The following is a 23352-nucleotide window of genomic DNA, read 5'->3' on the forward strand; positions in this document are numbered from 1 at the left end:
CGAGGCCGCGGTCGGGGCCGGCGCCGAGCAGGATCGCGAGCGCGATGCGCGCACTGTCGATCGCCTGGGCCGTACGCGCCTGCTCGCGCGTCGCGGCCGCGACTTCGCTTTCCGCCTGGCGCTGTTGCGCGACGTTGTCGATGCCTTTCGTGACGCGCTGGCGCGTGAGCGTGAGCGCTTCGTCGGCGCGCGCGTATTCGGCCCGCGCGACGTCCTGCTGATCGAACGCATATGCGAGATTCACGTAGGCGCGCGCAACGTTGACCGACAGCAGCACGCGTGCGGCCTGCGCATCGATTTGCGCGGCGCGCGCTTCGCCGAGCGCGGCTTCCCACGCGGCTCGGCGCCCGCCCCACAGATCGAGATCCCAGCTCAGGCCGAGATTGACCTCGCGCGTGTGGCTGAAGAAGCCGCCGCCCTCGCCCGACGAAAACTGGGTACCGGACAGCCGCTCGGCCTTTGCGCTCGCGCGGCCGTCGAGATGCGGCAGCCGCGCGGCCCGCGCTTCGATCACCAGCGCCTGCGCTTCGCGTGCGCGCGCATCGGCGGTCGCGAGATCGGGGTTGCCGGCGAGCGCCTCGTCGATCAGCGCGCTCAGTTGCGCATCGTTCAGCGCGCGCCACCAGTCGGCGGCCGGCCAGTCGGCGGCGGGCACATGCGCGAGGCTGCGCGATGCGGCGAGCGTATCGGCGCCGCGCAGCGTGCCTGCGGGTGCGAGCCCGTCGCGGCTCGCGCACGCGCCGAGCACGACGAGCGCGGCGGCGGCGGCGATTCGCGACATGACGCGCAGTGCGCCGGCATCGCGTGTCCAGGGAGCAAGTGCTGCATGCATCGCATTCCTCTGCTTCGTATCGGTTTGAACACGACACGCATTGTTGGACGCCCCCGGGCAAAGCTGATAATGTCGTTTAGACAAAAAATAATGAATTCCAGCCATGCCCATCCGAGACACTTCTCCACCGCGCACCGTGCAGCGCGCCGATTCCGATCCGAGCGAACGCGAGGACGGCCCGTCACTGATCGCCGTCTGGGGGGAGGACGACGGCAGCAACACGTACCGGCTCGGCACCCGCGAGGTCGACTGGCACAGCCATCTGCGCGGGCAGGTGTTCTGCGTGGAAAGCGGTTTCGCGCACGTGCGCACGCCGCACGGTTCATGGCTGTTGCCGCCGCATCGCGCGGGCTGGATTCCGCCCGGCGAGCAGCACAAGGTCAGCATCAGCGGCGCGTTGAGCGGCTGGAGCGTCGTGATCGCACCGGCCGCAAGCCGGCGGATGCCGGGGCAGCCATGCGTGATCGCGATCACCGAGCTGATGCGCGCGCTCGTGCGGCGCGCGGTGTCGTGGGCGGACCAGGACAGGCTCGATGTCGAGCAGGCTCGTATCAGCGTCGTGCTGCTCGACGAGATGCGCCGCGCGCCGCACGAGCCGCTGCACCTGCCGATGCCGCGCGACCGGCGGCTGCTGCGCATCGCCAACGCGATCCTCGGGCAGCCGCACGACAGCCGCACGCTCGAAGCGTGGGCCGAATGGGCCGGGCTGTCCGCCCGCACGCTGAGCCGGCTGTTCGTCGCCGAAACCGGCACGAGCTTCGCGCAATGGCGCCAGCAGGCGCGCCTCACGCATGCGCTCGAACGTCTCGCGAGCGGCGACAGCGTCGCCAACATCGCCGACGCGCTGGGCTATGCGACGCCGAGCAACTTCATCGCGATGTTCCGCCGCGCGTTCGGCGATTCGCCCGCGCATTACTTCGCGAAGCGCAGGCAGCCGTAGCGCGATACGGCCCTGCCCCTATCACCCCTGCCAGTACAGCACCCGCATCGACGTCGCTATAGTCGCCGTGCGACCGGCCGGTCGGTCGCTCAATGTGACTTGTGGAGGGTGTCGATGTCGAATGCCGTTGGGTCGGACCACACGCCGATCGTCTCCGAGCAGCAGCTCGCCGATCATCTGGCCGCCGGCTGCAAGCCGGCCGTGCAGTTCCGGATCGGGACCGAGCACGAGAAGTTCGTCGTCGCGCGTGCGACGCACGCAGCCGCGCCTTACGACGGGCCGTCGGGCATCGCCGCGGTGCTCGCGGGGCTGCAAGGCGATGGCGCGCCGATCGTCGATGCCGGGCGGATCGTCGGCGTGATCCAGCGCGACGGCGCCGCGATCTCGCTCGAGCCGGCCGGCCAGCTCGAACTGTCGGGGGCGCCGCTCGAAACGCTGCACGATACGCATGCCGAGCTGCATGCGCATCTCGCCGCGGTGCGCGGCGCGTGCGAACCGCTCGGCCTGCGCTGCGCGCCGCTGGGGTTTCACCCTCACCTTGCGCGCGCGGCACTGCCGTGGATGCCGAAGCAGCGTTACGGGATCATGCAGCGCTACATGCCGCGCGTCGGGACGCGCGGGCTCGACATGATGCAGCGCACCTGCACCGTGCAGGTCAACCTCGATTTCGCATCGGAAAGCGACATGGCGCGCAAGATGCGCGTGTCGCTGGCGTTGCAGCCCGTTGCGACCGCGCTGTTCGCGAACTCGCCGTTCGCCGAAGGCCGGCCGACCGGCCTGCTGTCGACGCGCGCGCACACGTGGCTCGACACCGACGAGGATCGCTGCGGGGCACCTGCGCTGTTCCTGTCGCGCAGCTTCGGTTTCGAGCGCTACGTGAGCTGGCTGCTCGACAACGTGCCGATGTATTTCGTGCGGCGCGGCGACCGCTACGCGGACGCGACCGGATGGACGTTCCGCGATTTCATGCGACGCCGCATTCCGCATCTCGAGGGCGAGACGCCGACCCTCGGCGACTTCGCCGACCACCTGACGACGGTCTTCACCGAAGTGCGGCTCAAGCGCTATCTCGAGATGCGCGGCGCCGATGCGGGTTCGCCCGCCATGATGGTCGCGCTGTCGGCATTCTGGACCGGCCTGCTGTACGATCCGACCGCGCTGTCGGAGGCCGAGACGCTGGCCGCCGCGATCGACCGCGGCGCGCTGCTGACCCTGCGGCGCGACGTACCGCGTTTCGGGCTCGGCGCGTCGGTCGACGGCCGCCTGTTGCGCGCGTTCGCCGCCGATGCACTCGCGATCGCGCATCGCGGCCTGCGCGCACGGGCGCGCAGGGATGCGGCCGGCCGCGACGAATCCGTGTATCTCGCGCCGCTCGACGAGATCGTCGCGGGTGCGCCGACCCAGGCCGAGCACTGGCTTGCCCGCTATCGCGACGCGTGGGCCGGCGACGCGACGCGGATCTACGACGAAGCCGAAATCTGACCGCGTCGCGCGGGGCCGCTCATGCGCAGCACGCGAGGAGCGGCTCGTGCGCGAACTCGACGTCCGGCGCCGGCGCATGGCCGCGCCGGCGCGCACGAACCGCGTGCGCGAGCGTCTCGAGGAGCTGCGTGGTATCGGCGAACGAGAGGCACGCGTCGGTGATGCTCTGCCCGTAGCGCAGCGGCACGCCGGGCACGAGATCCTGGCGCCCTTCGATCAGGTTCGATTCGACCAGCACGCCGACGATGCGCGTATCGCCGGCCGCGACCTGCGCGGCGACGGCCGTGCCGACACCCAGCTGATTGCGGAACTGGCGGCGGCTGTTGCCGTGGCTGACGTCGATCATCACGCGCGGCGCGCAGCGCGCGGCCGCCATGCGTTCGCATGCGGCATTCACCGCGGCTGCATCGAAATTCGGCTCGCGCCCGCCGCGCAGCACGACGTGCGTATGCGGATTGCCGGGCGAGGCCGCCGCGCATAGCCGGCCGCCCGTGTCGACCGACAGGAAGCGATGCGCGCGCGCGGCTGCGCACATCGCATCGACGGCCACCTGGACATTGCCGTCGGTGCCGTTCTTGAAACCGATCGGGATCGGCAGCGACGACGCCAGCTCGCGATGCACCTGCGATTCCACGGTGCGGGCGCCGATCGCCCCCCATGCGACCAGGTCGGCCAGGTAGCGCGGCGACAGCGGATCGAGAAACTCGGTCGCCGCCGGCATCTCCATGCCGTTGATGTCGCACAGCAGCGCGCGGGCCGTATGCAGCCCCGTGTCGATCCGTTCGCTGCCGTCCAGCAGCGGGTCGTTGATGAGCCCCTTCCAGCCGACCGTCGTGCGCGGCTTCTCGAAGTACACGCGCATCACGATTTCCAGCTCGTCCGCGAAGCGCGCGCGTTGCAGCGCGAGCCGTGCGGCATAGTCGCGCGCCGCGGCCGGGTCGTGTACCGAGCACGGGCCGGCGATGACCACGAGACGGTCGTCCGTGCCGTTCAACACGTCGACGATCGCGTGGCGAGCCAGATGAACCGTGCGCGACGCGCGCAACGCAGGCTGCAGCGCGCCGGCCAGATCCGCGGGGGACGGCAGGTGCAGCTCGGCGTCACGGTTCGTCGTCCAGGTATTCGCATGCATGGGGACTGCCCTCCTGTCGATAATTCGGGGGATTTTTTACTACAGCGCGACTGTATTGAATGGCGCTTTTGGTGCGCAACTAACATAGTTGCCAGTTTCTAATTCATAACCTTATGAATTACAGAAATAAGCAAGGCGACCGGAAATTTAGGTATTGGGTTTGCCTGATTTCGAGACGCGCTCCGGGCCGGGAATGCGATTTTTTATTCTGGATTCTGGAGCATTTTATGACGCGCGGCTGCCGATTGTTCAGCCTTTCGAAGCGGGTTGCTATTCGTTCTGATAGTGGCGCCGCGATAGGCGTTCAATTAATTTTCAGATTCCTGACAGGCCAATCAGGTTCATATATATAAATCAACCCAGTTATTGCGGAGAATCACCATGTCGAAACGTCATTACGAAACGCCGATTCACGTCAAGTATCGCGATACCGATTCGATGGGGCATGTGAGCAGTCCCGTCTATTACGACTATCTGCAGCATTCCTACCTCTGCTACATGTTCGATCTCCTCGGCCTGCCGCGGAGCGAGAAGCTGCCGCACATCATGGTGAAGACGCAGTGCGAGTACCTCGCACCGGCACAATTCGGCGACAACCTGACGATCCGGTCGAGCATCGTGCGTTTCGGCAGCAAGAGCTTCGATCTCGAACACCTGATGGAACGCGACGACCAGACCATCGTCGCGCGCGGCATGTCGACGCATGTGATGTTCGATTACGCGAACAACACGACGCAGGCCGTGCCCGACGAGTTCAAGGCGCGCGTGCTCGAATTCCAGGGTTCGCTGTGATGCGCGCGCGCCATTTCGGGAGCGACACGTGAGCGCCGCGGTGGCGCGCGCCCGGCGCCGGATCGGTGCGATCGTCGAGCGCCGCGACGACCGTGCGATCGTCATCGTCCGGCATGCGGCGCAGGCGTTGCTCGAGCCGGCCGCGCTCGAGCGGCATCGTTCGCTCGTCAGCCGTCACGAGGACGAACTCGAGGTGCTGCTGCAGCCGTGCGGTGGCGCGCACGACGGCGTGCGCCCGCTGCTCGGGCGGCTGCGGGATGCCGGCGTGATCGTCGCGCTCGACGCGGCGACGCTCGCTCACGACGCGTCGCTGCTCGAGTTCGCGAGCTGGGTCACGCAGTGCGCGACGCCCGGCGACACGGCGCAGCCGCGCGACGATGCAGCCGTGCCGGGCGGCGGGCTGTTCTGCGGCCTGGTCGTGCGATGGCGCGACTTGCGCAACGGGTGGCGGCGGCCGGAACGCGACGACGCGCCCGAACGCACGCCGCAAACGATCGCGGCGGATGCGGCCGAGCACATCGCGGCCGGCGATCCGGACGGGCAGGTGCTCGGCGCGCTGCTCGACGCCGACGACGCAGCCACCGACGCGGCGCTCGACACGTTGTCGGACGCGGTACGCGCGCGGCGGATCTGCGCGGCGACGCGGGCCGGCTGGCCGCTTGCGCGGCGGTTATGAGCGCCGTCGCCACGGCGGTCGACGTGCGTGCCCTGCCCGACCGCGCGTTCCTGGTCGGCATGATGGGTGCGGGCAAATCGACGCTCGGCCGCGCGCTCGCGGCATCGCTCGGCTGGACGTTCGCCGACAGCGATGACGAGATCGCGCGGCGCACCGGCCGCTCGGTCGCCGAGCTGTTCGACAGGGTCGGCGAAGGCGGCTTTCGTCTGCTAGAAACGCAAATCGTCGACGAACTGACGCAGCGCCCGAACGTCGTCGTGGCGACCGGCGGGGGCGCGGTGCTGAATCCGCGCAGCCGCGCGCGCCTGAGCGAGCGCGGCTGCGTGATCTACCTGCATGCGGACCCTGATGCGCTGTGGCGCCGCACGCGCGATGACACGCGGCGGCCGCTGCTGCAGGTGGCCGACCCGCGGCAAACCCTCGCCGCGCTGTACCGGATGCGCGACCCGCTGTATCGCGAATGCGCACATGCGCTCGTCGATACGACGGCGCAGGACGTCGCGCGCGCGACGGCCGACGTGTTGACGGTGCTGCTGGCGCGGATCGATGCGCCGGATTGACGGCGCGTGCGGCGGACGTTCGCTTCCCTGCCCCCGAAGCGATGGCGGGACGCATGGGCGTGGCGCGAACTTTGAGTATCCGACGCGTTTTCGAAACGACGAGTTTGGATTTTCAATCGTGTTGTTGTGATAAGAAAAGTTATCTCGATGATGCGAAAGGGAACGGAAAAGCGCTGGGCAGGCGGCGCTAGAACGTGGGCCGTTTCATGCCGGATTTCCTGGCCGGCGCTTCGATCGGAGCGCAATTTCCGCGGCACGGCCGGATGTGCGTCGGCATGCCGCCGATACGCGTCGTTTCGTCCGCTTTCCGGAGTACCTCGGGAATGAACGGCGGCCGCCTGCCTTCACGAATTGGCGCATCGTCTCCGGTGAGGTTCGCGGGTCCTGCTGCGCGTGCGGAGTTCATCGACGACTGCGCTTCGCGCCAACGGGCGACAACTGCCCTCCGCCGCATTTGTTCCCGAGACGCAAGACTGTTGCGCCATGGTGGGTGTTCGAGATCGTGACCGGCGTGTCTACAGTGAGCCCATCGGATTCATCGATCCGTTCGGCACTGAAGCCGGGAACCCATCACCTATCGAGGCAAATCATGAGCGCATCCAAGGTCATCATCGTCACCGGCGCATCGCAAGGCATCGGCGCGGAAACGGTCAACGCATTCCGGGCTCGCGGCCATCGCGTCGTCGCGACGTCACGTTCGATCGGCCAGTCAAACGATCCGGATCTCGTCACCGTCGCGGGTGACATCGGCGATCCGGCCGTCGCGCGGCGCGTGGTCGACGCGGCCATCGAGCACTTCGGCCGCGTCGACACGCTCGTCAACAACGCCGGCGTGTTCATCGCGAAGCCGTTCACGCAGTACACCGCGGACGACTATGCGCAGATCACGAGCGTCAACCTGAGCGGTTTCTTCCACGTCACGCAGCATGCGATCGCCGCGATGCAGAAACATGGCAGCGGCCACGTGGTCAGCATCACGACGAGCCTGGTCGATCATGCGAACAGCAACGTGCCGTCGGTGCTCGCATCGCTGACGAAGGGCGGATTGAATGCGGCGACGAAGTCGCTCGCGATCGAGTATGCGAAGGCCGGCATTCGCGTGAATGCGGTGTCGCCCGGCGTCATCAAGTCGCCGATGCATGCGCCCGACACGCATGCGACGCTTGCGTCGCTGCATCCGGTCGGCCGCATGGGCGAGATGAGCGACATCGTCGACGCGATCCTGTACCTGGACTCGGCACCGTTCGTCACGGGCGAGATCCTGCACGTCGACGGCGGCCAGAGCGCCGGGCATTGAGTCGCGGCGTCGAAACCGCGAGCCGGCGCGCCTATCGCGATGCGCCGGCCCGCCTGGCGCGTGTCCCGGCCGGCCGCCTGGCCGGCTCGCGCGCCAGCTGCTCGACGAGAAAATCGACGAACACGCGCACGCGCGACGACAGGAAGCGCGCATGCGGATACAGCAGCATGAAGGGCCGCGACCGGCCGCCGAGGCCGGGCAGCACTTCCACGAGCGTGCCGGCGCACAGGTCCTGCTCGACGATGAAGCGGTAGGTCTGGAACAGGCCCGCACCGCCGCGCGCGAGCGTCACACCGGCGAGGACGTCGCCCGACGTACCGTAGCTGCCGGTCGTCGCGACGTCGACTTCCTCCGATCCATCGTTGAACAGCCAGGGAATCGGCCGCCCGCTGCTCGGCAGCTCGAACTGGATGCATTCGTGCGCATGCAGATCGTCGATGGCGGCCGGCATGCCCGCGCGCTTCAGGTAGCCGGGCGTCGCGACGACCACGAGTTCGGCGTCCTCCAGCTTGCGCGCGACCAGGTTCGAATCGGCCGGCGCGCGCCCGCGAATCGCGAGATCGTAGCCTTCCTCCGCGAAATCGATGTTGCGGTTGCTCAGGTGGGTTTCGACGCGCACATCCGGATACCGCTCGCGAAATGCCGGCAGCAGCGGCAGCACGCGATAGTGCCCGTACGGCGTCGGCATGCTGATCCGCAGCAGGCCGGCGGGCGTGGCCTGCTGGCCGGTTGCCTCGCGCTCCGCGTCGACGAGTTGCGCCAGCGCGTCGCGGCATTGCTCGAAGTAGCGGCGGCCGGGATCGGTCAGGCGGATCTGGCGTGTCGTGCGCACGAACAGCCGCACGCCGAGACGCTCCTCGAGCCGCGCCACCGACCGGCTGACCGCGGCCGGCGTGACGCTCGCCGCGTTTGCCGCGAGCGTGAAGCTGCCGAGTTCGGCGGCAAGACAGAACAGCTCGATGCTGCCCAGCAGCAGATCGTCGAATTGTCGTTGCATGGTTCCTGCGGTCTCCGGCGGATGGCGCGCGTTGGAGCGACGAGTGTGCATGAATCTCGTGCGGGAAACCAGCGGGCGCGCATGGCGCGATTCGTTACACCGCGTCGTGAATCAATTGCGCGACCGACATTTACCGGCTTCGGCCGCGTGACTACAGTGCAGTGACTCGCAGGCAGTACCGATCGCCTGACCCTTTTCCCGCAAGGAGCATGACATGACCGTCGAACAGAAGCTGGCCGATCTCGGCCTCGCGTTACCCGAACCGCCGAACCCGCTCGGCAGCTATACGGCCGTCAGCGAAGCGGGCAACCTGCTGTTCGTGTCAGGACAACTGCCGCACGTCGACGGCAAGGTCGCGTATACCGGCCGCGTAGGCGAACAGTTGAGCGTCGACGACGGCAAGCATGCCGCCCGGCTCGCGGCGCTGAACGTGCTCGCACAGATCCGCCGGCACCTGGGCGGCTTCGAGCGCCTGAGCAAGATCGTGCGCGTCGAGGGGCACGTCAGTTCGGCCGACGGCTTTTTCGGGCAGCCGGCCGTGATCGACGGCGCGTCGGACCTGTTCGCCGCCGTGCTCGGCGACAAGGCGGGACACGCGCGCTCGGCGTTCTCCCAGCGCCAGTTGCCGGCGAACGCGGCCGTGATCCTCGTCGTGATCGCCGCGATCGATCCGGCGTGACGGTTCGGCCGCCCCGCAAGGCCGCAAACGGCCTCCCCCGCGTTATACGGCCGTCAGCGACGCCGGCACGCCGCCTTTCCGAATCAGCACGTCGGGCGTCAGGCCGCTGCACCGTTCGACGCCCAGCATGGCCATGTTCCGGTCCACTTCGTCGCGCAGCAGCCCGATCGCGTGCATGACGCCGGCTTCACCGGCCACGGCCGCCGCGTAATTGAACGGCCGTCCGACGAACACCATGCGCGCGCCCATCGCGACCGCCTTCAGCACGTCCGACCCGCGCCGAAAGCCGCTGTCGATCATCACCGGATAGTCCGCGCCCAGCGCCCGAACCACGTCGGGCAGGATCCGCATCGGCGAGACCGCGCCGTCAAGCTGGCGGCCGCCGTGGTTCGACAGGATGATGCCGTCGGCGCCGGCGTCGCGGGCGATGACGGCATCGTCCACGCTGAGGATGCCCTTGATCACCAGTTCGCCCTTCCATTCCTGCCGGATTCGTTCCAGGTGGCCCCAGTCGAGATGGTCGCGGGCCGAGAAATCCCGCTGCACCGTGGACGACAGGATCGGCGCGCCGCGGGTGGCAAAGGAGTTCTCGAAATGCGGCATGCCGTGCGCGAGCAACGTCCGGGCGAAGGTGCCGGCGAGCCAGCGCGGGCGCACGATGCCGTCCCAGAACAGGCGCGGCCCGGGGCGCAGCGGCGTGGTGAAACCGGTACGCACGTTGTTTTCGCGATTGGCGGACACGGGGATGTCGACCGTGATCACGAGCGTTCGGTAGCCGGCACGCGCCACGCGTTCGAGCAGCGGGCCGATGCGGCCTGCGTCGCCGGGCAGGTATGCCTGGAACCAGGTTTCCGGCGCGGCGGCGGCGACCTCCTCCAGTGGAATGAGCGACGAGCCGCTCATGATCGACGCGATGCCCGCGCGCTGTGCGGCACGCGCCAGCACGATATCGCCGCGATAGGCCGACAGCGCGTGGATCCCCATCGGCGCGATGCCGAAGGGCGACGCGTAGCGTCGTCCGAACAACTCGACGCCCTGCTCCCGCTGCGAAACGTTGCGCAGCACGCGCGTCGCAAACCCGTACTCGTCGAACACGGCACGATTGTCGTCGCGCGTGCGGTTGTCTTCCGCGGCGCCGCTGACGTAGCCGAAGATCGGGCGCGGCAGCGCGCGGCGTGCCGCGGCTTCGAAATCGTGGAGACACAGCATCTTTCGCAGCACGCGCGGCATGTGCGGCGTGCGCGTATCGGCCAGGGGGCGGCTTGTTCCGGAAACGGATGAGGCGGAAGGAGTCATGTCTGAAGCCTGTTTTCGAATCGATGGCGGAATTTTAGGTACGCGCGGCATGCTTAAAAAGCGATAATCTTCCAATGAATTTGTTCGATAAAAGCGAAAGACAATGGCGACCCCGACTCTCAAGCAGCTCGACGCGTTCTACTGGGCGGCGACCTGCGCAAACTTCTCGACCGCTGCGCAACGGCTGCACCTGTCGGTGTCGTCGCTGTCCAAGCGCATCAACGAACTGGAACAGGTCGTCGAACGCACGCTGTTCGACCGGAGCGGCCATCGGGCCGTGCTGACCGACGACGGCGAGGCGCTGCTGCCGGCCGTGGTGCGGGTGCTCGAGTCCGTCGCCGCGCTGCAGGAATCGGTTGCCAGGGACGAAGGGTTGAGCGGCCGGCTGCGCTTCGGCGTCGGTGAACTGTCGGCGCTGACGTGGCTGCCCCGCTTCGTGGCGGCGGTCCAGAAGCAGCACCCGAAGCTGGCGCTGGAGCCGCATGTCGACGTGGGCGCGGCACTGGAGGAGAAAGTCGATGCCGGTGAACTGGATTTCGCGGTGATCGCCGGCCGGTCGTCGCGCAGCAGCGTGCTGTCGCAGCCGGTGGCGGAAGCGCGGTTCGCGTGGATGGCGGCCGAGGCGCTGGTCGGCCGCGAGCGCGTCCTGACGCCGGCGCTGCTCGCCAGCCACGCGCTGGTGCTGCTGCCGTCCGGTTCGGGCGTGACACGTATTCTCGACGACTGGCTGCTCGCGTGCGGCGTCAATCACGCGCGCAGGATCGAGTGCAACAACTGGAGTGCGGTGGCCGGCATGCTGGGCGAAGGCGTCGGCATCGGCTTCCTGCCGGTCGACTGGGCACGCGCGCGGCCGGGCGGCCATCTCGTGCAGCTGACGAGCGAGCCGCCGCTGGCGCCGCTTCAATATGCGTTCCAGTGGCGCCGCGGCGACGTGCGCGGGCTGATTCCGTCGATGCTGTCGCTGGTGCGGCATTACGCGGACTTCCGCTGAACCCGTGCTTGCCGCCCGGCGTCAGGCCCGGGCGATCGCGAAGAAGCGTGCCGTCGTCACGCTTCGTCGATGCGCGAGACCTGCCTGGGATCGGGCATCCACAGGTAGCACAGCAGCGACACGAGCACGCACGCCGACACGTAGTAGAAGAACCACGCTTCGTGTCCGATGCTCTTCATCCACAGCGCGACGTATTCGGCCGTTCCGCCGAACAGCGACACCGTGATCGCGTACGGCAACCCGACGCCCAGTGCGCGCACGCCGACCGGAAACAGTTCGGCTTTGGCCACGGCGCTGACCGACGAATACAGGCTGACGATCAGCAGCGCGGCGACGATCAGCGCCAGCGCGGCGCCGGTTGTCTGAACGCCGCGGAGCGCCTGGAAGATCGGTACGGTGCAGAGCGTGCCGAGTACGCCGAACGCGATCAGCAGCGGGCGACGCCCGAGGCGATCGGACAGGCTGCCGAAGATCGGCTGCATCGCGACGAATGCCAGCAGGCTGATCACGGAGACCATCGATGCGTCGGCCTTGCTCATCCCCGCGCTGTTGACGAGGAATTTCTGCATGTACGTCGTATAGGCATAAAACGCGACCGTGCCGCCGAGCGTCAGGCCGGCCACGATGAGGCACTCGCGTTTGTGGTGAAACAGGTCGGCGATCGACGCGTGGCGGCGCTTGCTGCGGCGGTGCTGCTCGAACGATGCCGTTTCCTGCATGTTGCTGCGCAGGAAGATCGCGCTGCAGGCCAGCAGCGATCCGAGCAGGAACGGGATGCGCCATCCCCAGCTTTCGAGTTGCGCGGTGGTCAGGAAAAACTGCTGCAGCACGACCAGCACGCCCATCGCGAGCAACTGGCCGAGCGACAGGGTCGCGAACAGGAAGCTCGAATAGAAGCCGCGCCGGGACTTGTCGGCCATCTCGCTCAGGTAGGTTGCCGAACTCGCGTATTCGCCGCCGAGGCTCAGCCCTTGCAGCAGTCGCGCGAAGACCAGGAGCACCGGCGCGGCAAGGCCGATCGTGTCATAACCGGGGGTCAGGCCGATGATCAGCGAGCCGACGCACATCGCCAGCACCGAGACGAGCAGCGCGGCCTTGCGTCCGTTGCGATCCGCGTACAGGCCGACGAGCCAGCCGCCGATCGGCCGCATGACGAAACCGACGGCGAAGATGGCCGCCGTGTTCAGCAACTGCACGGTCAGGTTGCCGTTGGGAAAGAACGCCTTCGCGAAATACAGCGAAAACGCGGAATACACGTACCAGTCGTAATACTCGATGAGGTTGCCTACCGATCCGCTGAAGATGGATCGGAGGTTCGCGAGGGTTCCGGTCGGCCGGGAATCCGTGGCCGTTGCAAGAGGGCTGACGCGCGACACGTAATGTCTCCGTTTCGATTGTGCTCGTGATCCGTGCAAGTGCCGGCCGTGGGCGGGCCGCTTGCGATCGGGTGTGGCAAGGTTAGAAGAGACAATGCATTGTAGAAAGCGAAATAATGACAAGGAGCCTGTTCGCTTTCTGGAAAGTCAGGCCGGCAACTCCCCGCTTCCGTGTCTGTTTCGGCGTCGTTCCGTGTTCCCCGGTTATCAGGGATCGATCGCCGGAAAGGCTTGTCCTGAAAGACGCTACGCGTTCCGGATACATTGAAATACAAAATATCGCATGCGATTTAATCGAATGCGCTTGACGTGGACGGGCGACAAGATCAAACTGCGTCGCATGCGATCGAATCGCATCTGAGACAAACCTCAACTGACGGAGCAAATGATGAGCAAGATCGAACAAGTGCTGTACACGGGCAAGACGCATACGACTTCCGGCGGCCGCGACGGTGCGGCACGCAGTTCCGACGGCCGCCTCGACATCCAGTTGTCGTCGCCGGGCAGCGCCGGCACCGGCACCAATCCCGAGCAACTGTTCGCGGCGGGCTGGTCGGCCTGCTTCATCGGCGCGATGCAGCTCGCGGCGCGTGCCGCGAAGGTGACGTTGCCGGCCGATCTCGCCGTCGACGCCGAAGTGGATCTCGGCACCGCCGGCAACGCGTACTTCCTGCAGGCCCGGCTGAACGTGAGCGTGCCGGGGCTCGATCGCGACGTCGCGCAGCGCATCGTCGATGCCGCGCACCAGACCTGCCCGTATTCGAAGGCGACGCGCGGCAACATCGACGTCGACATCCGTATCGCTTGAACGTGCGTCGGGCGGCCCGGCGCCGCCTGACCGAATGCCCGGTTCTTATTCTTTTTTCGAGGTGAATGATGAATACCCGACTGATCGCCGCCCTTCTCGTCGCTGTTTCGGCCTCTGCTGCCGCACCGGCGTTCTCCAGCGAAACCACCGTGACGCGTGCGCAGGTGCGCGCCGAACTCGCCCAGCTGCAACACGCCGGCTACCCGCTGAATCGCGCGACCGACGCAACCTATCCGGACGATCTCCAGGCCGCACTCACGCGGATCCAGGCGGCCGATGCGGTCGCCGGCAACGACCAGGCGTCCGGCTATGGCGGCAACGGCGATGCGGCCACGCAATCGGGCCGCCGGCATGCAGTCAGCGTGGCCGACCGCTCGGTGTATTTCGGACATTGAGCGTGCTTGCGCCGTTCGTCGAAACGCGAACCCTGAATTCCTTCCATCCCTGTTCTGTCGAGGTAAATGATGAAAACCCAATTGATCGCCGCCCTTCTCGTCGCTGTGTCCGCCTCCGCCGCCGCACCGGCGTTCGCCGATGAAGCCGTCGTGTCCCGCGCGCAGGTGCGTGCCGAGCTCGTCCAGCTGGAACAGGCCGGTTATCAGCCGGGCCGCGCGAACGATCCGCACTATCCGGTCGACCTGCAGGCCGCGCTGACGCGCATTCACGCGAACGACGCCGTGGTGGCCGATGCGACGACATCCGGCTACGGCAGCGAAACCGTCGCCGCGACGCAGTCGGGCCGCCGGCCCGCGACACGCGTCGCCGAACGCTCGATCTACTTCGGTCATTGAACGAAACCGCGAACGGCGCCGGCTGCCGGCGCACGATGCGCAACCACTGAATCCATTTTTTTGTCGAGGTGAATGATGAAGACCCCACTGATCGCCGCCCTTCTTGTTGCCGTGTCGGCCGCCGTTGCCGCGCCGACGTACGCTGGCGAAAGCACCGTGTCGCGTGCGCAGGTGCGTGCGGAACTGGCCGCACTGCAAAAGGCTGGCTACCTGCCGAACCGCCCCAACGACCCGAACTATCCGGACAATCTGCAGGCCGCGCTGCGCCGGGTTCACGACAGCGATGCGGTCGCGGTCGGGTCGCAAGCGTCCGGTTACGGCGACGATGCCGTCGGGGCGACGCAGTCGGGAAACCGCAGCGTGATTCGCATGGCGGAGCGCTCGATCTACTTCGGCCATTGAGCATGCGTCGCCGGAATCGTCACGCCCGTCCGGGCGGCGCGGTACGACGTGCGGGGAACGGGGGCGCGCGAGCACGACGCGCTCCTCGTCGCCTTTCGGCGGCAAGCAGCGATGCAGGTTGATGTACATCCGCTACTTGCGTCGGCCCGGGATTCGATCGCGCGCGGCACCGATGCGGCCGCCGGTTCTCGCGAACAGCGCGCATGCAAGAAGAGACAGCATTCGTGGCAGGCCGAACAACACCCCATTCCCGAGCGCGTTCACGATGATGAACGCACGTCTGCCGATGGCCCGGCGCCGCTCGAATCGAGTGACGGCGTATGGCGCAACCGGGTGATATCGACGCCGTGCAGGATCGTTGCTTCCGCAACCGCATCCCGCTGCGGCGGTGCATCGGGCCATTGACGGCCGATTGCATCGACCCGGCGTTCGAAGCGGTACACGACGGCGGGCGGAAAGTTCATCCACGCGATGCCGATCCGGATGGCGCGAATGTGCATCGCCTCCAGGTAGCGCGGCACGTAGGTGAACGGGTAGAACACGCCATCCGCGGCCAGGTGGCGCACGAACGCGCAGTGAACGATCGCGACGGCCTGTTCGACCGGCATCGCGACAAGCGGCATCTCGTCGAGGTGACTGCCGGTACCGGAGGGCACGGGCTGGCGGTGATCCTGTCGTTTCCGGTCATGGCGGAGCCGGCACGCGCCGGTAACGCTAGCCCGGGCTTCGGCAACACGTGCCGCGCACCCCGCACCGTACCGGTGACGCGATCGATGTTGCGCCGCGCCCTGCCCGTCCGGTCCCGGTCTATGCTGTGCAACCGAAACCTTCAATCGAGGAGCAGCCGATGTCCGATGCAACGACCGGAAACGCAACAGGCGCAACAGGCAGTACACACCCGCTCGACCATGTGGTGTGGAACGCGCTGACCGGCAGGCAGCGCCGCTTTGCGCTCGGCGATGGCCGTGCATGGCGGTTTCCGGCCGCCATCGCGCCGTTTGCCGCGATCGAGGATACCGGCGCGGCATCGTTCGACGCGTTGCGCGCACTGGTCGCCGCACACGGGCCGGCGGCACTCGTCATGCCCGACGAGATCGAATTGCCGGCGGGCTTGTCGGCGATCCGGCGCGCGACCCTGTTGCAAATGGTCTGGCAAGGGACGCCCGCCGCGGCACCTGAAGCGGGCCACGTCACGCTCGCCGAAGCCGACGTGCCGGACATGCTCGCGCTGACCACGGCCGCGCAGCCCGGCCCGTTCGGCCCGCGCACGTTCGAGCTCGGCCGCTACATCGGCATCCGCAGCGAAGGCAGGCTGGCCGCGATGGCCGGCGAACGGATGCAGGTCGACGGGTATACCGAGATCAGCGCCGTGTGCGTGGATGCCGCGTTCCGGCGGCAAGGGCTGGCGGCACGTCTGATCCGGTCGTTGATCGCGGCCATCGATGCGCGCGCGGAAACGCCTTTCCTGCACGTCCTCACGTCCAATCGGGTCGCGATCGAGCGTTATCTCGCACTGGGTTTTGTCGTGCGCCGCGAGATGCACCTGCTGGTGCTGGGCGACGGGCACGCATGACGACACGGCCGGCACGATGCACGTGCCGGCCGCTGGTAGCCCGTGGGCTTATTCGTCGGTCGAGCGGATCAGGTTGCCGCGCAGCGTGACGATCGCCTTCTGCATCTTCGCGAATTCGTCCGGCTTCAGCCCGGTGGCCTCGACCAGGTTCATGTCGAGCCCCTTCTCGCGCACGCGGCGCCCGCTCTTCGTCAGGCTGACGAGCACCTGGCGCTCGTCCGACGGATCGCGATGCCGCTCCAGGTAGCCCATTGCCTCGAGCTTCTTCAGGATCGGCGTCAGCGTATTGGATTCGAGGAACAGCTTCTCGCCGAGCTGGCCGACCGTCTGGTTGTCCTGCTCCCACAGCGCAATGATCGTGATGTATTGCGTGTACGTGAGGCCCAGCTCTTCGAGGATCGGCTTGTAGGCCTTGCCGAACGCGAGGTTCGTCGAGTAGATCGCGAAGCACAGGAACTCGGACAGTTTCGGCGCGGCGGTGGATGGTGCTTCGGTCGGTTTCATGAACGTCCTCCAGCGACGCGAACGGCCGCAGATGGACGGATTATATATCGCGTGCGATCTTATCGGAAGCATGATAAATCGGTCTCGATGAACCAACGGGCGCCGCGCGCCGTCAATGCGGCGTGCGGCGCTTGCCGGTCTGCACACGGCTGGCCGACAGCAGCGTGCATTGCACCGGATGCGCGATTTCGGTCGCGACTCCGCCTGCCGCAAACAGCAGGATCATCAGCCAGCGTTTCATGCGTCCTCCACGACCGAAAGGCTCGCGCCGTCGGCGACCGTCGCGTCGAGCGCATACGGGTCGATACCGTCGAGGCAGCCGAGATTGACGCGCCAGCAGGCCGGGTCCTTGCGGGTCTGATGGAACGGATAGACGCCGCAATGGCTGCAGAAATAGTGGCGTGCCGTGTGTGTGTTGAAGCGGTAGCACGTCAGCGCGCCCTCGCCTTCGACGATCTTCAGTTCGCTCGCGGCGAACATAGGACTCATCAGCGCGCCGCGCCGGCGGCACAGGCTGCAGTTGCAGCGAACCGCCGGCGTCACGGCGGCTCGGACTTCGAATCTGACGGCCCCGCAATGGCAGGACCCTTTGAGCCAGGTTGCAGACATCGTGCACTCCAGAAGAGGTCATGCCTGCTTTATAGCGGACGCCCGAACCTGCGATGTATCGCGATGTATCGGCGGTTCGCGCAGATACAGGACGTTTCAAATCGGCGGCGGGCAATCGTGTTGCATTCTCCGATCGCCGGCATGCGCATGCGGCCCGCCGCGCGTGGAGCGCGGATCGCGCGATCAATCCAGCACGTGCTGCATCCGCTCGATCGCCGCCCGCGTCTCGCGTTCGAGTGCGGCGAACAGCTCGGCCGCCGGCAGCTGCCGCACGAGCGGCGCCGCCTGCCCGGCCCACTGCGCGCCGTAGCCGAATTCGCCCTTTGCCTTCGCGGCTGCATGCAGCGCCTTGCCGGCGTCGTAGGCGATCGGGTACGCGGGCGTGGCCGGCGCCTGCGGGTCGTCGCCGAGCGCGGTCAGCCGGTTCGCGATCCCGCGCGCGATCCGGCCGGAGATCGCGGCCGTGAACGTCGTGCGCCGTGCAGCGTCGCTTAGCAGCGCGCGGCGATAACCATCGTCGATCGCTGTCTCCGGGCACGCGACGAACGCGGTGCCGAGCTGCGCGGCCTGCGCGCCGAGCGCGAGCGCGGCGGCGATGCCCTCGCCGTCCATGATGCCGCCGGCGGCGATCACCGGCAGCGCGCATTCGCGCACGATCAGGCGCGTGAGCGCGAACGTGCCGAGGCGGTCGTCATGGGCGGTCGAATCGAACACGCCGCGGTGGCCGCCCGCTTCGATGCCCTGCGCGACGATCGCGTCGATGCCGGCGGCGGCGATCCGGCGTGCCTCGTCGAGATTCGTCGCGGTCGCGAACAGCGTGACGCCCGCGCGCTTCAGCGCGTCGATCACGTCCGCGGACGGCAGCCCGAAATGGAAGCTGACGACGGCCGGCTTCTCTTCGACGAGCAGCGCCTGCATCGCGTCGTCCGCGACGAAGCTCGTATAGATCTCCGACAGCGATGCGGGCGGCGTCGCGCCGTATTCGCGGAACGCCGGCGCGAGCCAGTCGAGCCAGGCGCGTTCGACGGCCGCGTCGGCGCGTGCCGGCCGGTGGCAGAACACGTTGATGTTGAACGGCCGGTCGGTGAGCGCGCGCGTGTCGCGGATCATCCTGCGGGCGCCGTCGGCGTTCGTCGCGCCCACGCCGAGCGAGCCGAGCCCGCCCGCATTCGACACGGCGGCCGCCAGCGCCGGCGTGTTGACGCCGGCCATCGGCGCCTGGACGATCGGTGTGCGCACGCCGAGCGCGCGCAACAGCGTACGGTTGTCGGTCGCTTGATTCATGTCGCTGGCCTCCTGCAAGATCCGCAATCGAAATGCCTCGACCGGATGCGGGCCGAAGCGCGTGGGTCGGGTTCGGATCGGTGCGCGTGGGTCGTGCCTCGCGCGCAGCCGGTCGCATGAAAGTTCTGTCGAAAAAGCGCGCAGCCGTGCGGTGCGGTGTTTGCCGTCGCGGCGACGGCGTACGACATCGCGCGTTGCGCGTTGCGCGGCGCGGCACCTGCTGCTGCGCCCATCCTACGCCCGCCCGTGGCCCGCCGGCCAGCGGCCAGCGGCCAGCGGCTATCGGCCGCGCGCCCAATGCGCGAGCCCCGCGCAAGCCGCCAGCAGCGCACCCGTCACGAAGAACACCGAATGCAGCCCGAGCGCGACGCCGATCTGCCCGCCGATCACCGGGCCGATCACCTGCCCGCTGAACTGGGCGGACTGAAGGTAGCCGAGCATCTGCCCGGTCGCGCGCTCGTCGACCGATTGCCGCACGAGCTTGCCGATCGACGGCAGCAACCCCGCGAGGGTCATGCCCATCAGCGCGCGCAGCGCGGCGAGCTGCCACCAGTACGTGACGAACGCCTGCGGCACCATCGCGAGCGCGGTCAGCAACAGGCAGCCGATGATCACGTTCCAGCTGCCGATCCGGTCGGCCAGCGCGCCGAGCCGGGCGGCGGTCAGCATGCTGCCGAGCGCCGAGCACGCCATCACGACGCCGGCGATACGCGCAAGATGATCGCCACCGACACCGAGGCCGCCGATATAGACGGTGATGATCGGTTCGATCGACATGTTCGCGAGCAGCACCATCATCGCCGTCACCAGCAGCGCGGCCACCGCCGCACGATTCGTGCCGCGTGACGTGCCGGCCGTCGCGCTCGTGGTGCGCGGTTTCGCGTCGGTGCCCGCGTGGAAATCCTCCTTCACGACGAAGATCGTCAGCAGCGCGGCGACGGCGATCATCGCGCCACCGGCGAAGAACGTACCGCGAATGCCGAGCCAGCCCGGCAGCAGCCCGCCGACGAGCGGCCCGACCAGGTTGCCCGCGAGCGCGCCGGTCGACAGGATGCCGAGCGCCCAGCCCGCGCGTTCGCGCGGCGCCTGCGTGCCGACCATCACGGTCGAGGCCGACGCGTAACCGCCGACGAGCCCCGCGAGCAGCCGCAGCACGACGAGTTCGACCACGTTGTGCGCGACGCCGATCAGCGACATCACGATCGCCATGCCGATCGCCGCGCGCACGAGCATCGGCTTGCGGCCGAAGCGGTCCGCGAGCCGGCCCCACAGCGGCGCGGTGACGGCCGTGCCGAGAAACGTCGCGCCGAACGCGACGCCCGACCACTGGATCACGGCCGATTGCGCTTCGACGCCGAGTTGCCGCACGTACAGCGGCAGGAACGGCAGCAGCATGCTCAGGCTGACGAGCGTCGTGAACGACCCGAACACGCACACGGCGAGATTGCGCCGCCAGTAGCGCGCGTTGCGTTCGGCGTAGCCGGCGGCGGGCCGTTCGGCCCGTGCCGCGGCGGGGGCTTGCGAGATCGTGCTCATTGCGCCCTCGCCGTCGTGGTCGTCGGTGCGGCAAACCCTTGGGCGACGAAGTTCGCTGGCAACGGCACCAAGGCGAAACGCGCAACGCCGATGCCGGATCCGACGCGGCGCGCGCCGAACGCACGGGCGCGGGGCCGGCCAGGAAGCGCTCGATACATATTGACCTCCATTCGCTGAACGGGCGCCATGCGCGTCCGTTGGTTGAAGGAAGTCTAGATTGAGCCGATTGCCGAGTGAATCGCCGTCACTCGAAAGCCATTCTTCCGCATCGCGGTTCAATCGCCGTCGGTGATGGCCGCCAGCCGCGCGAAGTGCTCGCGCAGGCGCGGCGCCGCGAAATCGACGAACGCGCGCACCTTCGGTACGGAAAGGCGCCCGTAAGGCGTGACGAGATGGATCGGCAACGGCGCGTGTTCGCTGTCGCGCAGCACGATCCGCAGCGTGCCGTCCCGCACCGGTTCGGCGACGTGATAGGAAAAGAGCCGCGTGACGCCGTGGCCGGCGACGGCCGACGCGACCGCGCCGCGGATCGTGTTGATGATGAAGCGCGGCGCGAACTGGACGACCTGCGGCAGCGCCGCCGGCGCGGACGGCGGGAAGCTCCACGAATCGAGGCCGAAATGCGTCATCGAGATGATCCGGTGCCGGGCGAGATCGGCCGGCGTCTCGATGGCCGGATGCGTGGCCAGGTAATCGGGCGACGCCACGACGACCCGCCGCACCGCGCCGACCGGAATCGCGACCAGCGTCGAATCGCTCAGGTGCGCGATCCGCAGCGCGACGTCCATGCCTTCGTCGATCAGGCTGACGGGACGGTCGAGCAACTGCAGGCGGATCGACACGGCGGGATGGCGTTCGATGAATTCGTCGAGCAGCGCGCGCAGCACGTCCTCGCCCGCGGCGACCGGCGCGGTGACGGTAAGCATGCCGCGCGGCGCCGAGCGTTCGTCGGCGACCAGCATGTCGGCTTCCTCGAGATCGGACAGGATGCGGCGGCACGCGGCGGCGTAGCGTTCGCCGGCTTCGCTGAGCCGGATCGTCCGGGTCGTGCGGTACAGCAGCGCGGTGCCCGTGTGCGCCTCGAGAAACGCGATCGCGCGGCTGACCGCCGCCGGCGACCGGCCGAGCTTGCGGCCCGCGCCCGCGAGGCTGCCTTCGTCCAGCGTGGCGACGAACACCTTCATCGCGTCGATTCGATCCATGGTTTGAGCGGGCCGGGTGCGAACGGCCGTGTGATGGGCGGCAGGCAAGCGAGCGAGCAGTCTACCGCACACCGGTGCGATGCCCGGCCCGGGGGATGCTGCACTTGCCGCTTTGGCCCTACAATGCGCAGGCGAAAAAACCGCACGAAAGGCCGTCAGGGCGCCGCGTTCATCGAACGCAGCGTCCGACATTCAAGCGGTTCCGCTGAATAACGAACCACAACCAACCCGCACTCATGAAAAGAAGAACATTTCTCGCGCTACCCGTCGTGGCCGCGTCCGGCATGCTTGCCGGCTGCTCCAATTTCGGCCCCGTCACCAAGGCGTGGATGAGCGATTCGAAATACGACGAAACCTTGTCGACGTTCCTGATTACCGCGGACGGCAAACAGCTCGTCGTGCTCGGCAAGAAGTATCACTACATCTTCGAGATGCCGCCGAGCCTTGCGACGGTGCTCAACGCCCCCTATCGCCCCAAGATTCACACGGCGTTCAGCGATTTCGAGGCGCACGGCGACGCGATTACCGGTCAATACACGATGCGGCTGGACTACGCGGATGCGCCGACCGGCTCCGACGTGCGCGAGCGTGCGCTCGCGGACGGTTTCAAGAAGGACGGTGCCTACCTGGAGTCGGAAGGCAGGATCAGCGGCAAGCGCTATCTGCCGAACGATGTCACGTCTTCGTCAGTCCCGCAGGCGTTCAATCGGCCGTACGAGGTCACGGTGACGGACAAGCTGACGGCTGTCGGCCGCGGCGCGAAGCTGGCCTTGTCGCCGATCGCGATGGCGGCCGATGGCGCGTTGGGCCTGCTCGGCCTTGCCCTGTTTCCGATCGCGCTCACTACCTTCATCATCGTGGCGAGTTGAGGTGCGATCGGCGATGAAATCTCCTGTCCGAAACCTGTTCCGCGTCGGCTGCATGGCCGCCTGCCTCGCGTTCGCGCAACATGCCGCTGCCGAAAGCGACTGGGACGCCGCGCGCCATGTCCGTACCGACTGGGTGTTCGCGTCGATGAAGGAAAGCGACGTGCGGCCCACGCTCGATCGCGCGCTGAAGGACCAGGCGCGCTGGGCCGGTCTGCCCGGCAACGCACCGGATGCCGGTGCGTTCAGCTGCACGAAGCTCGCGCTGCCGCCGCCGTCGGCCGAAGCGCAGGCCGCGTTCGACGCGGCGCCGTCGTCGCGCGGCCGCGACGCCGACAAGGCCTACGCGAAGGCCGCGTCGCTCGGTTCGTGGCGTGCGGCCGCGCGCCTCGCGAGCAGTTCGCTCGACGACGAGGATTGGGAAGGCGCGCAGCCGGAGATTGCGTGGCTGCTCGTTCATCATGTGCCGGCCGGCTACAACAAGCTCGCGGATGTCTTGCAGGCGATGTCGGGCTACGACGGCGAAACGCCCGGCGAGGGCATGAGCGGGATGATCGCGTCGCTGCGCTGGCGCGCGGCGCGCGAAGGCGATCCGGTCGCGCAGATGGAAATGGCCGACCTGTTCGAGAAGCTCGGCCAGCCCGATCTCGTCACCGCGTTGCGCGCGTGTGCGACGCAGCAGAATCCCGCGCTGAAATGATGCGAGCCGGTATGCCGCAATGACGGG

At 67.7% G+C, this 23352-nt stretch carries 26 protein-coding genes and 1 pseudogene; 15 read left to right on the plus strand and 12 right to left on the minus strand.

Translation table 11 applies throughout. The features are described 5' to 3' along the window. Window positions 1–781 (minus strand): TolC family protein (locus ABY44_RS07980; protein WP_431641078.1); only part of this gene is annotated, 781 nt, incomplete at its 3' end. A 154-nt stretch (window positions 782–935) separates the two neighbouring features. On the opposite strand from ABY44_RS07980, the gene ABY44_RS07985 reads away from it, so the two are divergent. Both ABY44_RS07985 and ABY44_RS07990 read left to right on the plus strand, forming a co-directional pair. Next, window positions 936–1772, plus strand: a complete 837-nt coding sequence (locus ABY44_RS07985; protein ID WP_021159581.1) for an AraC family transcriptional regulator — start codon at window positions 936–938, stop codon at window positions 1770–1772. A 114-nt stretch (window positions 1773–1886) separates the two neighbouring features. Next, on the plus strand, window positions 1887–3254 hold the full coding sequence (locus tag ABY44_RS07990) for a glutamate--cysteine ligase (protein ID WP_060172296.1): 1368 nt from the start codon (window positions 1887–1889) through the stop codon (window positions 3252–3254). A 19-nt stretch (window positions 3255–3273) separates the two neighbouring features. On the opposite strand, the gene ABY44_RS07995 is transcribed toward ABY44_RS07990, so the two are convergent. Beyond that, a complete protein-coding gene (locus ABY44_RS07995) occupies window positions 3274–4386 on the minus strand; it encodes a 3-deoxy-7-phosphoheptulonate synthase (RefSeq protein ID WP_063809903.1) in 1113 nt (370 codons plus the stop codon). 381 nt (window positions 4387–4767) lie between these two features. Between ABY44_RS07995 and ABY44_RS08000 the strand changes: the two genes are divergently transcribed. From ABY44_RS08000 to ABY44_RS08015, 4 genes are all read left to right on the plus strand, one after another. Further along, window positions 4768–5178: an acyl-CoA thioesterase gene (locus ABY44_RS08000; protein ID WP_021159585.1), complete on the plus strand. Its 411-nt coding sequence runs from the start codon at window positions 4768–4770 to the stop codon at window positions 5176–5178. A 28-nt stretch (window positions 5179–5206) separates the two neighbouring features. Then, entirely contained in the window at window positions 5207–5854 is a 648-nt protein-coding gene (locus tag ABY44_RS08005) for a hypothetical protein (protein WP_060172294.1), read from the plus strand. After that, on the plus strand, window positions 5851–6414 hold the full coding sequence (locus tag ABY44_RS08010; RefSeq protein ID WP_060172293.1) for a shikimate kinase: 564 nt from the start codon (window positions 5851–5853) through the stop codon (window positions 6412–6414). The genes ABY44_RS08005 and ABY44_RS08010 overlap by 4 nt, the downstream gene beginning before the upstream one ends. A 589-nt stretch (window positions 6415–7003) precedes the next feature. Then, window positions 7004–7711 (plus strand): SDR family NAD(P)-dependent oxidoreductase, encoded by a 708-nt coding sequence (locus tag ABY44_RS08015; protein ID WP_060172291.1) that lies wholly within the window; start codon window positions 7004–7006, stop codon window positions 7709–7711. A 31-nt stretch (window positions 7712–7742) separates the two neighbouring features. Here ABY44_RS08015 and ABY44_RS08020 read toward each other — a convergent pair whose 3' ends face one another. Continuing rightward, window positions 7743–8708 carry a LysR family transcriptional regulator gene (locus ABY44_RS08020; protein WP_060172289.1) on the minus strand — a complete coding sequence of 322 codons (966 nt, stop codon included), beginning with the start codon at window positions 8706–8708 and terminating at the stop codon, window positions 7743–7745. A gap of 214 nt (window positions 8709–8922) precedes the next feature. On the opposite strand from ABY44_RS08020, the gene ABY44_RS08025 reads away from it, so the two are divergent. Next, complete coding sequence (locus tag ABY44_RS08025; protein ID WP_431641083.1) at window positions 8923–9387, plus strand: RidA family protein; 465 nt, start codon at window positions 8923–8925, stop codon at window positions 9385–9387. Between the two features lie 42 nt (window positions 9388–9429). Here the strand turns inward: ABY44_RS08025 and ABY44_RS08030 are convergent, their stop codons facing one another. Next, window positions 9430–10806 (minus strand): alpha-hydroxy acid oxidase, encoded by a 1377-nt coding sequence (locus tag ABY44_RS08030; RefSeq protein WP_414143094.1) that lies wholly within the window; start codon window positions 10804–10806, stop codon window positions 9430–9432. Between ABY44_RS08030 and ABY44_RS08035 the strand changes: the two genes are divergently transcribed. Beyond that, on the plus strand, window positions 10787–11674 hold the full coding sequence (locus ABY44_RS08035; protein WP_060084902.1) for a LysR family transcriptional regulator: 888 nt from the start codon (window positions 10787–10789) through the stop codon (window positions 11672–11674). The two genes, ABY44_RS08030 and ABY44_RS08035, sit on opposite strands and share 20 nt — an antisense overlap. Before the next feature lie 56 nt (window positions 11675–11730). Here the strand turns inward: ABY44_RS08035 and ABY44_RS08040 are convergent, their stop codons facing one another. Continuing rightward, a complete protein-coding gene (locus ABY44_RS08040) occupies window positions 11731–13050 on the minus strand; it encodes an MFS transporter (protein WP_060172286.1) in 1320 nt (439 codons plus the stop codon). A 388-nt stretch (window positions 13051–13438) separates the two neighbouring features. Here ABY44_RS08040 and ABY44_RS08045 point away from each other — a divergent pair, with 388 nt between their 5' ends. From ABY44_RS08045 to ABY44_RS08060, 4 genes are all read left to right on the plus strand, one after another. Next, complete coding sequence (locus ABY44_RS08045) at window positions 13439–13858, plus strand: organic hydroperoxide resistance protein (protein ID WP_027787366.1); 420 nt, start codon at window positions 13439–13441, stop codon at window positions 13856–13858. Between the two features lie 68 nt (window positions 13859–13926). Further along, a complete protein-coding gene (locus tag ABY44_RS08050) occupies window positions 13927–14253 on the plus strand; it encodes a DUF4148 domain-containing protein (RefSeq protein ID WP_027787367.1) in 327 nt (108 codons plus the stop codon). Between the two features lie 69 nt (window positions 14254–14322). Next, complete coding sequence (locus ABY44_RS08055) at window positions 14323–14649, plus strand: DUF4148 domain-containing protein (RefSeq protein WP_060172350.1); 327 nt, start codon at window positions 14323–14325, stop codon at window positions 14647–14649. 72 nt (window positions 14650–14721) lie between these two features. Then, window positions 14722–15051 carry a DUF4148 domain-containing protein gene (locus ABY44_RS08060; RefSeq protein WP_060172283.1) on the plus strand — a complete coding sequence of 110 codons (330 nt, stop codon included), beginning with the start codon at window positions 14722–14724 and terminating at the stop codon, window positions 15049–15051. A gap of 260 nt (window positions 15052–15311) precedes the next feature. Here ABY44_RS08060 and ABY44_RS08065 read toward each other — a convergent pair. Continuing rightward, window positions 15312–15674 (minus strand): annotated as a pseudogene (locus ABY44_RS08065) (phospholipid methyltransferase); the annotation flags it as partial. A 224-nt stretch (window positions 15675–15898) separates the two neighbouring features. Between ABY44_RS08065 and ABY44_RS08070 the strand changes: the two are divergent. Further along, window positions 15899–16624: a GNAT family N-acetyltransferase gene (locus tag ABY44_RS08070; RefSeq protein ID WP_060172279.1), complete on the plus strand. Its 726-nt coding sequence runs from the start codon at window positions 15899–15901 to the stop codon at window positions 16622–16624. Between the two features lie 48 nt (window positions 16625–16672). On the opposite strand, the gene ABY44_RS08075 is transcribed toward ABY44_RS08070, so the two are convergent. From ABY44_RS08075 to ABY44_RS08100, 6 genes are all read right to left on the minus strand, one after another. Next, a complete protein-coding gene (locus ABY44_RS08075; RefSeq protein ID WP_059682567.1) occupies window positions 16673–17128 on the minus strand; it encodes a MarR family winged helix-turn-helix transcriptional regulator in 456 nt (151 codons plus the stop codon). Window positions 17129–17240: 112 nt separating this feature from the next. Next, on the minus strand, window positions 17241–17369 hold the full coding sequence (locus tag ABY44_RS08080; protein WP_255221834.1) for a hypothetical protein: 129 nt from the start codon (window positions 17367–17369) through the stop codon (window positions 17241–17243). Next, the gene (locus ABY44_RS08085) at window positions 17366–17737 is read right to left on the minus strand and encodes a GFA family protein (RefSeq protein ID WP_048022703.1); all 372 of its coding nucleotides are present in this window, start codon (window positions 17735–17737) and stop codon (window positions 17366–17368) included. The genes ABY44_RS08080 and ABY44_RS08085 overlap by 4 nt, the downstream gene beginning before the upstream one ends. 183 nt (window positions 17738–17920) lie before the next feature. Next, complete coding sequence (locus ABY44_RS08090; RefSeq protein ID WP_060172277.1) at window positions 17921–19021, minus strand: NAD(P)H-dependent flavin oxidoreductase; 1101 nt, start codon at window positions 19019–19021, stop codon at window positions 17921–17923. 279 nt (window positions 19022–19300) lie between these two features. Then, window positions 19301–20557 (minus strand): MFS transporter, encoded by a 1257-nt coding sequence (locus ABY44_RS08095; RefSeq protein WP_060172275.1) that lies wholly within the window; start codon window positions 20555–20557, stop codon window positions 19301–19303. Between the two features lie 275 nt (window positions 20558–20832). Next, complete coding sequence (locus ABY44_RS08100) at window positions 20833–21759, minus strand: LysR family transcriptional regulator (RefSeq protein ID WP_060172273.1); 927 nt, start codon at window positions 21757–21759, stop codon at window positions 20833–20835. Between the two features lie 236 nt (window positions 21760–21995). Here ABY44_RS08100 and ABY44_RS08105 point away from each other — a divergent pair, with 236 nt between their 5' ends. Together ABY44_RS08105 and ABY44_RS08110 are read left to right on the plus strand one after the other, a co-directional pair. Beyond that, window positions 21996–22628, plus strand: a complete 633-nt coding sequence (locus ABY44_RS08105; RefSeq protein ID WP_060172271.1) for a hypothetical protein — start codon at window positions 21996–21998, stop codon at window positions 22626–22628. A gap of 13 nt (window positions 22629–22641) precedes the next feature. After that, complete coding sequence (locus tag ABY44_RS08110; RefSeq protein WP_060172349.1) at window positions 22642–23325, plus strand: hypothetical protein; 684 nt, start codon at window positions 22642–22644, stop codon at window positions 23323–23325. The last annotated feature ends 27 nt before the right edge of the window (window positions 23326–23352 follow it).

It is taken from the genome of Burkholderia sp. ZZQ-2, assembly GCF_050768715.1.
Taxonomy (GTDB): domain Bacteria; phylum Pseudomonadota; class Gammaproteobacteria; order Burkholderiales; family Burkholderiaceae; genus Burkholderia; species Burkholderia cepacia.

Coding starts and splice junctions, on each gene's coding strand:
- ABY44_RS08010 (WP_060172293.1), top strand. CDS start 5,851: ATGAGCGCCGTCGCCACGGCGGTCGACGTGCGTGCCCTGCCCGACCGC.
- ABY44_RS08100 (WP_060172273.1), bottom strand. CDS start 21,759: ATGGATCGAATCGACGCGATGAAGGTGTTCGTCGCCACGCTGGACGAA.
- ABY44_RS07990 (WP_060172296.1), top strand. CDS start 1,887: ATGTCGAATGCCGTTGGGTCGGACCACACGCCGATCGTCTCCGAGCAG.
- ABY44_RS08080 (WP_255221834.1), bottom strand. CDS start 17,369: ATGAAACGCTGGCTGATGATCCTGCTGTTTGCGGCAGGCGGAGTCGCG.
- ABY44_RS08090 (WP_060172277.1), bottom strand. CDS start 19,021: ATGAATCAAGCGACCGACAACCGTACGCTGTTGCGCGCGCTCGGCGTG.
- ABY44_RS08035 (WP_060084902.1), top strand. CDS start 10,787: ATGGCGACCCCGACTCTCAAGCAGCTCGACGCGTTCTACTGGGCGGCG.
- ABY44_RS08070 (WP_060172279.1), top strand. CDS start 15,899: ATGTCCGATGCAACGACCGGAAACGCAACAGGCGCAACAGGCAGTACA.
- ABY44_RS08075 (WP_059682567.1), bottom strand. CDS start 17,128: ATGAAACCGACCGAAGCACCATCCACCGCCGCGCCGAAACTGTCCGAG.
- ABY44_RS08110 (WP_060172349.1), top strand. CDS start 22,642: ATGAAATCTCCTGTCCGAAACCTGTTCCGCGTCGGCTGCATGGCCGCC.
- ABY44_RS08050 (WP_027787367.1), top strand. CDS start 13,927: ATGAATACCCGACTGATCGCCGCCCTTCTCGTCGCTGTTTCGGCCTCT.
- ABY44_RS08025 (WP_431641083.1), top strand. CDS start 8,923: ATGACCGTCGAACAGAAGCTGGCCGATCTCGGCCTCGCGTTACCCGAA.
- ABY44_RS08105 (WP_060172271.1), top strand. CDS start 21,996: ATGAAAAGAAGAACATTTCTCGCGCTACCCGTCGTGGCCGCGTCCGGC.
- ABY44_RS07995 (WP_063809903.1), bottom strand. CDS start 4,386: ATGCATGCGAATACCTGGACGACGAACCGTGACGCCGAGCTGCACCTG.
- ABY44_RS08095 (WP_060172275.1), bottom strand. CDS start 20,557: ATGAGCACGATCTCGCAAGCCCCCGCCGCGGCACGGGCCGAACGGCCC.
- ABY44_RS08015 (WP_060172291.1), top strand. CDS start 7,004: ATGAGCGCATCCAAGGTCATCATCGTCACCGGCGCATCGCAAGGCATC.
- ABY44_RS08020 (WP_060172289.1), bottom strand. CDS start 8,708: ATGCAACGACAATTCGACGATCTGCTGCTGGGCAGCATCGAGCTGTTC.
- ABY44_RS08045 (WP_027787366.1), top strand. CDS start 13,439: ATGAGCAAGATCGAACAAGTGCTGTACACGGGCAAGACGCATACGACT.
- ABY44_RS07985 (WP_021159581.1), top strand. CDS start 936: ATGCCCATCCGAGACACTTCTCCACCGCGCACCGTGCAGCGCGCCGAT.
- ABY44_RS08055 (WP_060172350.1), top strand. CDS start 14,323: ATGAAAACCCAATTGATCGCCGCCCTTCTCGTCGCTGTGTCCGCCTCC.
- ABY44_RS08085 (WP_048022703.1), bottom strand. CDS start 17,737: ATGTCTGCAACCTGGCTCAAAGGGTCCTGCCATTGCGGGGCCGTCAGA.
- ABY44_RS08060 (WP_060172283.1), top strand. CDS start 14,722: ATGATGAAGACCCCACTGATCGCCGCCCTTCTTGTTGCCGTGTCGGCC.
- ABY44_RS08000 (WP_021159585.1), top strand. CDS start 4,768: ATGTCGAAACGTCATTACGAAACGCCGATTCACGTCAAGTATCGCGAT.